General features: G+C 63.6%; 13 protein-coding genes and 1 tRNA gene. 13 read left to right on the top strand and 1 reads right to left on the bottom strand.

Features of this window, described 5'->3' with window-relative positions; translation table 11 throughout:
* The first annotated feature begins 210 nt into the window (after nucleotides 1–210).
* From eno to GFD21_RS08195, 5 genes are all read left to right on the top strand, one after another.
* Nucleotides 211–1509, top strand: coding sequence for a phosphopyruvate hydratase (gene eno, locus GFD21_RS08215; RefSeq protein WP_163197503.1), 1299 nt, complete (start codon nucleotides 211–213; stop codon nucleotides 1507–1509).
* Nucleotides 1510–1620: 111 nt separating this feature from the next.
* Entirely contained in the window at nucleotides 1621–2157 is a 537-nt protein-coding gene (locus GFD21_RS08210) for an FtsB family cell division protein (protein WP_163197502.1), read from the top strand.
* Nucleotides 2154–2711 carry a DUF501 domain-containing protein gene (locus GFD21_RS08205; protein ID WP_163197501.1) on the top strand — a complete coding sequence of 186 codons (558 nt, stop codon included), beginning with the start codon at nucleotides 2154–2156 and terminating at the stop codon, nucleotides 2709–2711. The genes GFD21_RS08210 and GFD21_RS08205 overlap by 4 nt, the downstream gene beginning before the upstream one ends.
* A gap of 17 nt (nucleotides 2712–2728) precedes the next feature.
* Nucleotides 2729–3727, top strand: a complete 999-nt coding sequence (locus tag GFD21_RS08200) for a Ppx/GppA phosphatase family protein (protein WP_163197500.1) — start codon at nucleotides 2729–2731, stop codon at nucleotides 3725–3727.
* Between the two features lie 86 nt (nucleotides 3728–3813).
* Nucleotides 3814–3893 (top strand) — tRNA-Leu (locus GFD21_RS08195).
* Between the two features lie 227 nt (nucleotides 3894–4120).
* On the opposite strand, the gene GFD21_RS08190 is transcribed toward GFD21_RS08195, so the two are convergent.
* Nucleotides 4121–4936 carry an HAD family hydrolase gene (locus GFD21_RS08190; RefSeq protein ID WP_163197499.1) on the bottom strand — a complete coding sequence of 272 codons (816 nt, stop codon included), beginning with the start codon at nucleotides 4934–4936 and terminating at the stop codon, nucleotides 4121–4123.
* A 198-nt stretch (nucleotides 4937–5134) separates the two neighbouring features.
* Here GFD21_RS08190 and GFD21_RS08185 point away from each other — a divergent pair, with 198 nt between their 5' ends.
* From GFD21_RS08185 to GFD21_RS08150, 8 genes are all read left to right on the top strand, one after another.
* The gene (locus GFD21_RS08185; RefSeq protein ID WP_163197498.1) at nucleotides 5135–5833 is read left to right on the top strand and encodes a GntR family transcriptional regulator; all 699 of its coding nucleotides are present in this window, start codon (nucleotides 5135–5137) and stop codon (nucleotides 5831–5833) included.
* Nucleotides 5834–6084: 251 nt separating this feature from the next.
* On the top strand, nucleotides 6085–7446 hold the full coding sequence (locus tag GFD21_RS08180; RefSeq protein WP_163197497.1) for a PTS sugar transporter subunit IIC: 1362 nt from the start codon (nucleotides 6085–6087) through the stop codon (nucleotides 7444–7446).
* Nucleotides 7447–7615: 169 nt separating this feature from the next.
* Nucleotides 7616–7915 (top strand): PTS sugar transporter subunit IIB, encoded by a 300-nt coding sequence (locus tag GFD21_RS08175; RefSeq protein ID WP_100494382.1) that lies wholly within the window; start codon nucleotides 7616–7618, stop codon nucleotides 7913–7915.
* 55 nt (nucleotides 7916–7970) lie between these two features.
* Nucleotides 7971–8297 carry a PTS lactose/cellobiose transporter subunit IIA gene (locus tag GFD21_RS08170; protein WP_033889656.1) on the top strand — a complete coding sequence of 109 codons (327 nt, stop codon included), beginning with the start codon at nucleotides 7971–7973 and terminating at the stop codon, nucleotides 8295–8297.
* A 32-nt stretch (nucleotides 8298–8329) separates the two neighbouring features.
* Nucleotides 8330–9766 carry a 6-phospho-beta-glucosidase gene (locus GFD21_RS08165; RefSeq protein WP_163197496.1) on the top strand — a complete coding sequence of 479 codons (1437 nt, stop codon included), beginning with the start codon at nucleotides 8330–8332 and terminating at the stop codon, nucleotides 9764–9766.
* A 60-nt stretch (nucleotides 9767–9826) separates the two neighbouring features.
* Nucleotides 9827–10087: an HPr family phosphocarrier protein gene (locus GFD21_RS08160; RefSeq protein ID WP_100513134.1), complete on the top strand. Its 261-nt coding sequence runs from the start codon at nucleotides 9827–9829 to the stop codon at nucleotides 10085–10087.
* The gene (gene ptsP / locus GFD21_RS08155; RefSeq protein ID WP_163197495.1) at nucleotides 10087–11712 is read left to right on the top strand and encodes a phosphoenolpyruvate--protein phosphotransferase; all 1626 of its coding nucleotides are present in this window, start codon (nucleotides 10087–10089) and stop codon (nucleotides 11710–11712) included. The genes GFD21_RS08160 and ptsP overlap by 1 nt, the downstream gene beginning before the upstream one ends.
* A gap of 48 nt (nucleotides 11713–11760) precedes the next feature.
* Nucleotides 11761–12708, top strand: coding sequence for an ROK family glucokinase (locus GFD21_RS08150; RefSeq protein WP_163197494.1), 948 nt, complete (start codon nucleotides 11761–11763; stop codon nucleotides 12706–12708).
* Nucleotides 12709–12757 lie beyond the last annotated feature (49 nt).

Genomic DNA, 12757 nt, shown 5'->3' with positions numbered 1-12757 from the left:
GGGCGGCGGCGGGGAGGCCCGTACCCGCGGGGCCCATGTCCGGACCGTGGAACGTTGCCGGAAGGCGAACGGCATGGAAAACAACGTCGAAATATCGGTGAACAGTGGGATGTGAGCGCTCACAACACGCAATGTGGAATCCTTGCGCGTAGTCCATCAATCACACTATTCTTGACGATGTCATCACAACCTAACGTTAAAGGAGTAGTTGTGGCAGCAATTGAAAGCGTCTACGCGCGTCAGATTCTCGATTCCCGCGGCAACCCGACCGTCCAGGTCGTCCTGGACACCGAGGACGGCGCCCGTGGTCTGGGCCTGGTCCCGTCCGGCGCCTCCACCGGTGAGGCCGAGGCCTGGGAGCGTCGCGACGGCGACAAGTCCGTCTACGGCGGCAAGGGCGTTCTGAACGCGGTCAAGGCCGTCAACGAGGAGATCGCCCCGAAGGTCATCGGCATGGATGCCTCCGACCAGCGCGCCCTCGACGACCTGATGATCGAGCTCGACGGCACCCCGAACAAGGGCCGTCTGGGCGCCAACGCCATCCTCGGCGTCTCCCTGGCCGCCCTGTACGCCGCCGCCGAGTCCGCCGACGAGCCGCTGTACCGCTACATCGGCGGCACCAACGGCCACATCCTGCCGGTGCCGAACATGAACATCATGAACGGCGGCGCCCACGCCGACTTCGCCACCGACATCCAGGAGTACATGATCTCCCCGTACGGCTTCGACACCTACTCCGAGGCCCTGCAGGCCGGCGTCGAGGTCTACCACACCCTGAAGAACGTCCTCAAGAAGCAGGGTCTGAACACCGGCCTCGGCGACGAGGGCGGCTTCGCCCCGAAGATGAAGTCCAACAAGGACTCCCTCAACTACATCATGGACGCCATCTCCGCCGCCGGCTACGAGCCGGGCAAGCAGATCGGCATCTCCCTCGACGTCGCCTCCTCCGAGTTCTACAACAAGGAGACCGGCAAGTACCACTTCGAGGGCGACGAGCGCGACTCCCAGTACATGCTCGACTTCTACGAGCAGCTCATCGAGGAGTACCCGATCGTCTCCATCGAGGATCCGTTCAACGAGGAGGGCTGGGAAGACTGGACCGCCATCACCAAGCTGCTCGGCGACCGCCTGCAGTTCGTCGGTGACGACCTGCTCGTGACCAACCCGGCCCGCCTGGCCAAGGCCATCGAGCTCGGCGCCGCCAACTCCCTGCTGGTCAAGCTCAACCAGATCGGCACCGTCACCGAGACCCTCGACGCCATCGAGCTGGCCACCGCCAACGGCTACACCTCCATGGTCTCCCACCGTTCCGGCGAGACCCCGGACACCACCATCTCCGACCTGGCCGTCGCCAAGAACACCCGCCAGATCAAGACCGGTGCCCCGGCCCGTGGCGAGCGCGTCGCCAAGTACAACCGCCTGCTCGAGATCGAGGAGGAGCTCGGCTCCACCGCGAAGTACGCCGGCTACAGCGCCTTCAAGGCCTGCAAGAAGTACATCAACAAGTGAGTTGATGCCGCTTCGCCGGCGTGCCGAGGCGTCGCCCCATGAGGGGCGGCCCTAGCGCAGCAGCGAATACCCGTCGTGTTCCGTCGAACGCGACGGGTATTTTGTTGTTCCATGACCACAAGGAACCGGACCGCGAAGGCGACGGACAAGGCATCCGACTCCGGGAAGCGCCGTCGTTCCGGCAACTCCGGCCCCATCGCCTTCTTCATTTCGCTGTTCATCGTCGCCGTGGGGGCCATCCAGCTCGTCTCCACGTTCAACACCTACGCCGCGGATCTCGCGCACCTCAACAGCCTCAAGCGCGAGGAGGCCGCGCTCATCGCCAAGAAGCAGGACCTCGAGAACGACATCTCCCGCTGGAACGACAAGAACTACGTCGCCGCGCAGGCGCGCGAACGCCTCGGCTTCGTCTTCCCCGGCGAACAGTCCGTGCACGTGCAGAACCCCCAGGCCGTCACCGGCCAGGACGCCGCGACGCAGAACGGCCAGGAGTCCGAGACGGACACGTCGAAGCAGCTGCCTTGGTACAGTGAACTGTCGTACGCCTTCAAGAAGGCCGACGAGCCGCTGACCAAGAGCCAGGGGAACGCGCGATCCGGCCAGGGCGGCAGCCAATCCACCACCACCGACGAAAAGGACAAGCAGTGACCCATATCGACCCGACCGCGCTGGCGGACCGTATCCTCGAACATCCGGCGGGCGACGGGGACATCGCCATCGTCGAGCGCCAGCTCGGCCGGTACCCGCGCGGCATGGTCGCCGTGGGCGCGCGTTGCGTGTGCGGCCGTCCGCTCGCCGTCGTCACCAGGCCGCTGCTGCCCGGCGGCGTCCCGTTCCCCACCACCTGCTACCTCACCAGCCCCGAGGCCGTCAAGGCCGCCTCCCATGTCGAGGCCGAGGGCGTGATGCAGGAATACAGCCGTCTCGTCGCCGAGGACGAGGACGTGAAGGCCGCCTACGCGCACGCGCACGAGCTGTACCTCGCGTTCCGCCACGAGATCGCCGTCAGGCTCGGCGACGACGAGGAGCACATCACGGGCACGTCCGCCGGCGGCATGCCGGTGCGCGTCAAGTGCCTGCACGCGCTGATCGCCCAGTCGCTGGTCATGGGCCGCGGCGCCAACCCGATCGGCGACATGGTCCTCGACAGGGTGAAGGACGAATTCGATCCGGCCGTCTGCCGCTGCAGCGTGCTGGAATAGGGAAGGAAGGCAACGACATGGGCAACGCGGTGACCGTCGCGGGCATCGACTGCGGCACCAACTCCATCCGACTGAAGATCGCTCGCGTCGACGGGCACGGCATGACCGAGATCGTGCCGCGCCAGCTGCGCGTCATCCGCCTCGGCCAGGACGTCGACAAGACGCACCGGTTCGCCGACGAGGCGCTGGAACGCGCCTACGCGGCGGCGCGCGAATTCGCGGGTATCCTCGCCGAGCATCCGGTCGACGGCATCCGCTTCGTCGCCACCTCCGCCACGCGCGACGCCGAGAACCGCGAGCAGTTCGAGGACGGCATCGAATCGATCCTCGGCGTGCGCCCCGAGGTCATCCCCGGCACCGAGGAGGCCGACCTGAGCTTCCTGGGCGCCACGTCGGTCGTCGACCGCGGCGAACTGCCCGCCCCCTATCTGGTCGTTGACCTGGGCGGAGGCTCCACCGAACTCGTCATCGGCGGGGACGGCGAGACCGCTCCCGTCACGCAGGTGCAGGCCGCATACTCGATGGACATCGGCTCCGTGCGCATGACCGAACGGCATCTGAGGACCGATCCGCCCACCGAGGAGGAGATCGCCGAGGCCGTCGAGGACATCGACGCGCACATCGACGAGGCGTTCCGCACCGTGCCCGCGGGCAAGGCGCGCACCATCATCGGCGTGTCCGGCACCGTGACCACGATGACCGCGCTCGCCATCGGGCTGGAGGAATACGACCACACCGTCGTCGACGGATACCGGCTGCCGCTGGACGAGGCGTACGCGGTCGACGACCGCTTCCTGCGCATGACGCGTGAGGAGCGCCGCGCCTACCGCACGATCCACCCGGGGCGCATCGATGTGGTGGGCGGCGGCGCCGTCGTGTGGAACCGCGTGCTCGCCAAGGTGAGCGAGGCCGCGCAGGCCGACCACGGCGAGCCCATCGACTCGTACGTGGCCAGCGAGCACGGCCTGCTCGACGGTATCGTCCTCGACTACGGGCGGCGTCTGCTCGCCGCGTGACGCGACCAGACACGATTATGCGGCGCACGCCGGCATACGGACGCGCCGCATAGTACAATGACACGGTCGGTTCCCGCCGACCACAGGCCCCCGTGGCGAAATCGGTAGACGCAGTCGACTTAAAATCGATCGCTTCGGCTTGCGGGTTCGAGTCCCGCCGGGGGCACTTCATCACCCGGCTTCACGAAATATCGTGGGCCGGGTTTTGTATTTTCGACGATAGGCGATGTTGCGATTGCGTTGGAATCATGCGGCTGTTGGGTGACGGCCCGGGAGCGGCACGGGGCACGGCGCAGGAAGCGAAGACGGAGCGCATGGCTCGGGGCCGTGTATGAAGGAGAGTGTGTCGAACAGCCCCGCCTGGAGCATTCTCTTCTGAGGCGGGGTGGCATGTTAACGGAGCAGCCGGTGCAGTACCGCCGCGAGACCGTTGTTGTCGACGTTTGGCGCAATCATGTCGGCGACTGATTTGACGGCTTCGGTGCCGTTGCCCATCGCCACGCCGATGCCGGCAGTCTGTATCATCTCAAGGTCGTTGTCGCTGTCGCCGATGGCGATCGTGTCGGACAGTGGAAATCCAAGCCGTTGAGAGACTTTCATGAGCGCCGTGCCCTTGTCTACTCCGGGGATAAGGATCTCGCCGTTGTCGTCGCTGGAAGCGTTGATGGATCCGTGGATAATGGTCGCGTAGCCAGCGAGCTCGCGACGCACGTCTTCCACGGTAAGACTGCCGTTCTCGGGGACGTAGAACGTTCCTTTGCGGACTGGAGGCAGAGGGGCGGAATGGTCGGTGATGGTGTGCCAGGAGCCGCGCATCTGCGGATGTCGCAGCAGTTTGCGCCAAATACCGAGCCGGTACAGGTAGCGTTCGGTGGCATGCATGCCGTCGGGGCAGTGCCAGGCATACGGCATGGAGTGTGCGGTGAAGAACGAGGTCGCCATGCGGACGGATTCAGCGGGCATGCGCTCGTCGATAATGGTCTCGCCGTCGAGCTTGGCGCATGCGCCGCCGTCGGATACGATGCCGTCGAACCCAAGTTCGAGCACCGGCGGATCGATGTCCAGCGCCGCACGGCCCGAACAGATGAACAGCCGGTGCCCGGCCTGTTGCGCTCGGCGGCACTCCTCTCGTGCGGAATCGGGAATGCGGTGGCTGCTGTCCAGCAGCGTGCCGTCGATGTCGATGAACACTAGCGTGGGTTTTCTCATGCGCGTACTCTCCTATGGAATGTCGACATCAGCGTCTGAACTGTAGATGGTGTTCCCTAAGAATAATTCATTCGAATGAATCATGCAATTGTGGGTGATGGGGTGTCTGCAATTCGAATGAATATGAGTCATGCGATAATATGGACACATGTGCCGCGGCGATGTGGCGCGGCTGAATGATGTGGTTTTGGAGGGTGCATGAAATACCGTGAACTGGCGAAGATTCTCAAGGTGGAGATCGACAAGGGCAAATATCGCGACACGGGGAAGCTGCCCACCGAACCCGAGCTCATGGAGCAGTTCGGCGCGACCCGGTATTGCGTGCGCAATGCCATCTCTCTGCTGGCCGAGCTCGGCGACGTGTACCCGGTGCAGGGCAGCGGCATGTTCGTGCGGGAAAACAGGCGGGAGGGGTGCCTCAACATCAATGGCACGAGGGGCATGACCTCGGAGTTCCCCGGCCATTCCGTGTCCTCCAAGCTGATCAAGCTGGAGCAGCGTGAGGCAGGAGAAGACTCCGTGCGCCTCAAGTGCGCCGCCGACGCCAAGGTCTACAGCGTCTCGCGCCTGCGTCTGCTGGACAACGAACCGTTCGCCATCGAGTACGCCCTGTATCTCAAGGAGTTCGTGCCGTATCTCAACGAGGAGATCGCCAGCGGCTCCATTTACGCGTACATTCGCGAGGATCTGGGGCTGAGCACGGGCTTCGCGGACAAGCTGATATACGCGCGAGGGCTGGATCACGGACGGGCCGACCTCCTCGGCCTGTCGGCAGGGGACCCCGCCCTGGTGGTCGAGGACGACGCCTATCTGGCCAGCGGCCGCATGTTCAACGCCGGCACGGTCTACTACCACTACAAGAAGGCCACGTTTTTTAATTTCGCCGACCTGAAGTAGTCCCTTATGCGCGTGAAGAGGCGCCGCCGGTGGGGGTGGCGCCGCTTCACGGCATTCCCTCGGGAAGGCGACACGCCGTATCCAAAAATCATTCGAATGAATTTGACACAGCCGAATGAAACTCGTATATTGTAGTCAAGTCATTCGGATTATGCCTATTCATTCGAATGACCTGACACTGAACAAGAGGAATCGGACCGGCAACAAGGACGCCGGTCCAGGGACATCAACCAGTCCAAAGGAGGACGAGAATGAAGGAGTTCGGCAACAAACTGCTCAACGGCTTCATGAAATTCGCGACGACCAAGGCGGTCACCGCTCTGAAGGACGGCTTCGTGCTCACGATGCCGGCCACCTTGGTGGGTTCGCTGTTCCTGCTGCTCGCGAACCTGCCGTTCGAGGGCTACACGGACTTCATGAACAACCTGCTGACCGACAAGTGGAACATCGGCCTGAACCAGGTTTCCGCCGGAACATTCAATATCCTGGCCGTCATCATCGCGGTCGGCATCGGCTACGCCTACGCGCGCAACGAGAAGGAAGACGGCATCTCCTCCGGTCTGCTAGCCCTGGTCGCCTTCTTCATCCTCTCGCCGTCCTCGGTGAGCATCGACCACAGCACCGTCGACGCGATCAAGGAGGGCACCACCGCCTCCGTGTCCGGCGCGATCTCCACCTCATGGACCGGCGGCAACGGCGTGATCACCGCCATCATCGTCGGCCTGCTGTCCGGCCTGGTGTTCGTCAAGTGCATGAAGCACAACCTCAAGATCAAACTGCCCGACTCCGTGCCCGAAGGCGTGTCCAACGCGTTCTCCGCCATGATCCCCGGCTTCTTCGTGGTGCTCGGCTCCGCCGTCATCTACCACCTGTGCCAGCTGTTCGGCGGCGTGAGCTTCACCGAACTCATCTTCAAGATCCTGCAGACCCCGATGCAGAACCTCACCGACAACTGGGCCGGCGCGATCATCATCACCCTGCTCATCTCCATCCTCTTCTGGTGCGGCATCCACGGACCGAACGTCGTCATGGGCATCATGGCCCCGCTGCTGACCGCCAACTCCGTGGCCAACCAGGCCCTCATGGACGCCGGCAAGGCCGTGACCACCGCCGACGGCGGCCACATCCTCACCCCGCAGATCGTCGACTGCTTCGTCAAGTTCGGCGGCACCGGCATCACCCTCGGCCTGCTCATCGCCGGCCTGATCGTGGCCAAGTCCAGCCAGATGAAGGAAATGTCGAAGCTGTCCGTCGTGCCCGGCCTGTTCAACATCAACGAGCCGGTCATCTTCGGCCTGCCGATCGTGTTCAACCCGTTCTTCCTGATCCCGTTCATCGTCGTCCCGCTGATCGCCATGATCATCACCTACGGCGCGATGTACATCGGCTTCCTGCCCCCGTTCGGTGCCGTCCAGGTGCCGTGGACCACCCCGGTGATCATCTCCGGCTTCCTGCTGGGCGGCTGGAAGGCCGCGCTCATCCAGCTCATCATCCTCGTGATCTCCGTGGTCGTCTACCTGCCGTTCGTCAAGAAGCAGGACCAGGCGTGGGTCGCCGAACAGGCCGCCAACGACGCCGACATCGAGACTGCCGCCGCCGCGGCCAAGGCCTGAGCCGCCGCACCGAACGGCCCGACTCTTCCGATCGGCAATGATCGGATGACATGGGAGCCCGGTACGAGCAACCACCCTTGCCGGGCTCCCTCCTTATCAACACTTAAATAACACCCATAACAACCAACCGCCCCACGATCGGTGTGGGGCCCACTGAAAGGAAAACACCATGAAGATCGTACTGTGCTGCAACGCCGGAATGTCCACCAGCATGCTGGTCAAGAAGATGCGCGCCGCCGCCGAGGCCAAAGGCATCGAGGCCGAAATCGACGCCTACCCGATCTCCGAGGTCGAGGAGAAGGCCGCGAACGCCGACGCCGTGCTGCTCGGACCGCAGGTACGCTACGAGCTCGACCACGTCAAGAAGCTGCTGCCCGGCAAGCCGGTCGAAGCCATCAACCCGCAGGACTACGGCATGGTGCGCGGCGACAAGGTGCTCGAACACGCCATCGCCATCGCCTCCAAGTAACCGACACCAAACAGACAGACAACACAACCAAACGAACGAACCAAGGGTGGTAACAATGGCAGAAGACAACAAGGACTTCGACTGGGAGACCCTCTGCTTCCAGATGATCACGGCCGCGGGAAGCGCCAAATCCGACTACATCGAGGCGCTGCAGGCGGCCAAGGCCGGCAAATACGACAAGGCCGACGAACTCATCAAGAGCGGCGACCAGAGCTTCGCGACCGGCCACGACCTGCACACCAACCTCGTGCAGCGCGAGGCATCCGGCGAGAAGATCGAGGTCAGCCTGCTCATGACGCACGTCGAGGACCAGATGATGGCCGCGGAGACCGTCAAACTGCTGGTCAACGAGCTCATCGCGCTGTACAAGAAGATCAACTGACCCACAGGGCTTATCAGGAAAAGGAACACAACATGGGTTTCCCAAGCAACTTTCTGTGGGGCGGCGCAGTGGCCGCCCACCAGCTCGAAGGTGCGTGGAACGAAGACGGCAAGGGCGTGTCCATCGCCGACGTGATGACCGCGGGCGCGCACGGCGTGCCCCGACAAATCACCGATAGCGTCGAGACCGGCAAGATCTACCCGAACCACTGGGGCAACGACTACTACCACCGCTTCCGCGGCGACGACTCGTTGTTCCAGGAGATGGGCTTCAAATGCTTCCGCACCTCCATCGCCTGGTCGCGCATCTTCCCTAACGGCGAGGAGGACGAACCCAACGAGGCGGGTCTGAGGTTCTACGACGACCTGTTCGACGACCTCAAGGCCAAGGGCATGGAGCCGGTAGTGACGCTCTCGCACTTCGAGATGCCGCTCAATCTGAGCCTCAAATACGGAGGGTTCACCGACCGAAGGCTCATCGACCTGTTCGTCAAGTTCGCGCTCACCGTCATGGAACGCTACAAGACCAAGGTGAAGTACTGGCTGACCTTCAACGAGGTCAACAACCAGATGAACCTCGACAACCCGATCTTCGCCTACACCGACTCCGGTATCCGGTTCTCCGAGACGGACACGATCCACGAGCGCAAGCGCAAGGTCTGGCAGGCCGTGCACAACGAGTTCGTCGCCAGCGCCCTGGTCGTCAAGCGCGGCCACGAGATCAACCCCGACTTCCAGATCGGATGCATGCTGGCCATCGTGCCGATCTACCCGGCCACCTGCAACCCCGACGACGTGATGCGCGCCGAAGTCGCCATGCGCGACCGGCTCGTATTCGGCGACGTGTACGTCAACGGCGAATACCCGAACTACGCGAGGAACATGTGGGCCCGCGAGGGCGTGGCCCCGCGCATGGAGCCGGGAGACGAGACGGCCATCGCCGAGGGCACGGTCGATTTCATCTCCATCAGCTACTACATGTCGATGGCCCTGTCCGCCGACGACTCCACCCCCGGCGACTTCGACTCCGGCATCGCCGGCGTGGTGCGCAACACGTACATCCCCGCCACCAAGTGGGGCTGGCAGATCGACCCCGTCGGCCTGCGCTACGCGCTGAGCGTCCTGTACGAACGCTACCGCAAGCCGATCTTCATCGTGGAGAACGGCTACGGCGCATACGACACCGTCAACCCGGACGGCACCATCGACGACGACGACCGCATCGACTACCTGCGCGCCCACATCGAACAGGTCGGCAAGGCCATCGACCTCGACGGCGTGGAGGTCATGGGCTACACCGTGTGGGGCTGCATCGACGTGGTCAGCTTCGGCACCGGCGAATTCAAGAAACGCTACGGGCTGATCTACGTCGACGCCGACGACGAAGGCCACGGCACCTTCGAACGCCGCCGCAAGAAATCCTTCGGCTGGTACCAGAAGGTCATCGCCACCAACGGCGAACAGCTGTAAACCACAGCACGTATACAAGGCGCTTCAAGCGCAACACGTCAAACGCATAAAGGAATCATCATGTCTCAGGAATTCACGTTCACCGTATCCGACCCCGAGGGCATGCACGCCCGCCCCGCAGGCCTGCTGGTCGCCAAGGCCCAGGAATACCAGTCGAGCATCATCGTCACCCGCGACGGCAAATCCGTGGATGCCAAGCGCATCTTCGGAGTCATGGGACTCGGCGTCAAGCAGGGTGACGAGGTCACCGTCAAGGTGCAGGGCAACGACGAGGTCAAGGCCGCAGCCGAATTCGAGCAGTTCCTCAAGGAGAACCTGTGATGAGAACGATACAAGGCGTTGGAGTCTCCGCCGGCATCGCCATCGGCGTGATCCGCGTGCTCGACACCGCCGACCACGCCGTTGAACGCCGCGTGGTCGACGACCCGAAGGCCGAGGTGGAACGCTTCCGCGCGGCCCGTGATACGGCCGTCAACCAGCTCAAGCAGTTGCGTGACAGGACCGCCGCCGAATTCGGTGAAGGCAAGGCCGAACTGTTCGACACCCACCAGCTCATGCTCCAGGATCCGGACTACGTGGAAAGCATCGAGGACCTGATCACATCGAGCAAGGTGAACGCCGAGTTCGCGGTCAACAGCACCGCCGAACAGTTCGCCGCCATGTTCGCCGCCATGGACAACTCCTACATGCAGGCGCGCGCCGCCGACGTCAAGGACGTCTCCCGCCGCGTGATCAACGTACTCGAAGGCAAGCGCGGCAGCGGGGCGCAGGACGGCGACGGCGACAGCCACATCATCCTCGCCGAGGACCTGGCCCCCAGCGAGACCGTGCAGCTCGACCGTGCCAAGGTGCTGGGCTTCGTGACCGCCAAGGGCTCCGCGAACTCGCACACCGCGATCCTGGCCCGCACGATGGGCCTGCCCGCCATCATCGGCATCGGCGACGCCTTTGACCCAGCCGACGACGGCCACACCGCCGTGATCGACGGCACCAGCGGCATGGTGTTCGTCGACCCGGACGAGGCCACGCTGACCGAATACCAAGGCAAGAAGGCCCAGTACGAGGAACACCTGCGCCTGCTGCAGGAGCTCAAGGGCAAGCCCACCGAGACCAAGTCCGGCCAGCAGGTGCGCCTGTACGCCAACATCGGCCGCCCCTCGGACGTGACCGCCGTACTGGCCAACGACGCCGAAGGCATCGGCCTGTTCCGCAGCGAGTTCCTGTATTTGGAGAGCGAGGACTACCCGACCGAGGAATTCCAGTTCGAAGCCTACAAGGAAGTCGCGCAGAAGATGGGCGACCGCCTGGTCGTCATCCGCACGCTCGACATCGGCGCGGACAAGCAGGTCGGCTACTTCAACCTGGAGCACGAGGACAACCCCGCGCTCGGCTACCGCGCCATCCGCATCTGCCTGACCCGCCCGGAGATCTTCAAGGTCCAGCTGCGCGCTTTGCTGCGCGCCTCCGTGTACGGCAACATCGCCATCATGCTGCCCATGATCACCTCGGTCCAGGAGGTGCGCGACGCCAAGAAAATCCTCGGCGAAGTCAAGAACGAGCTGCGCGGCGAGCACGTCGACTTCAACGAACACATCCAGGTCGGCATTATGATCGAGACGCCCGCCTCGGTCATCATGGCCGACGAACTAGCCGCCGAAGTCGATTTCTTCTCCATCGGCACCAACGACCTGACCCAGTACACGCTGGCCTGCGACCGGCAGAACCCGAACCTCGGACGGTTCGCCGACCCGCACTCGCCCGCCGTGCTGCGCATGATCCGCATGGCCACCGAGGCCGCGCATCGCCATGACATCTGGTGCGGCATCTGCGGCGAACTCGGCGCGGACCTGGAACTGACCGACACGTTCCTCGAAATCGGACTCGACGAACTGTCCGTCTCGCCCACCAGCGTCCTACCCCTGCGCAACGCCATCCGCAACCACTGAGTGGCGGTTAGCTTTCAACAACTATTTCGACAGCAAGGAAAATCAGCCATGGAAACGCTCGGCATTGATATCGGCGGTACAAAGATCGCCGGAGGCATCTGCGACGAGGAAGGCAACATCCGCTGCCTGCAGCGTGTGCCCACACCGGAGGACGCCGCCGACATCAACGCCGTCGTGGCCGACATCTACCAACAGTGCAAAAAAGAGGGCGACATCAAGGCCATCGGTATTTCGGCCGCCGGCAACGTGGCGTCCGACCGACGCACCGTCAGCTTCGCGGCGAACCTGCCGGCATGGAACCAGTATCCGCTCGCTGATGCCATCGAAGATTTGATCGGAGACGGGGTCAAGGTGGTCGTCGAGAACGACGCCAACGCCGCCGGATGGGGAGAATACCGCTTCGGCGCCGGCCGAGACTCCCGTGACATGATCATGATTACCGTGGGCACCGGTGTCGGCGGCGCCATCATCGTCGACGGCCATCTGGCCAGGGGCGGGTTCGGCATGGCCGGTGAGATCGGCCACATGGTCATGGTCCCCGACGGTGAGGCCTGCGGATGCGGCCTGTTCGGGTGCGCGGAGCAATACGCCTCCGGTTCGGCGTTGGAACGGTTCGCATGGTCGGCCGTCAGACGCCGACCTAACCAATCACAGCACCTGCTCGAAGCATGCGAATACGACCGCGGCAAACTCATCGGCCCCATGGTGCGAGACGCCGCCCAACAGGGGGACCCCACCGCCACCGAAGCGTTCGAACGCCTAGGCGACTGGCTCGGCCGGCTCATGGCCAATCTGTCCGCCGTACTGGATCCCGACACCTTCGTCATAGGCGGAGGCGTGGCCGAAGTCGGCAGCATGCTGCTCGACCCCGCCAGCACCGCATTCAACCGATACCTACAGGCCAGCATGTACCGCCAGCACGCCAACATCCTGGAAGCCAAGGCCGGCGGCAAGGCAGGCATTATCGGAGCTGCCGATCTGGCGAGAGTCGACTAGAGACCAATACTCACGGGAACCGTTTTCGGCCGGTACTCTACGATAAGCG

This window comes from Bifidobacterium platyrrhinorum (genome assembly GCF_010667645.1).
In the GTDB taxonomy this organism is placed as follows: domain Bacteria; phylum Actinomycetota; class Actinomycetes; order Actinomycetales; family Bifidobacteriaceae; genus Bifidobacterium; species Bifidobacterium platyrrhinorum.
The sequence above is the reverse complement of the archived record's forward strand: the minus strand, read 5'-3'. Positions and strand labels throughout refer to the sequence as shown.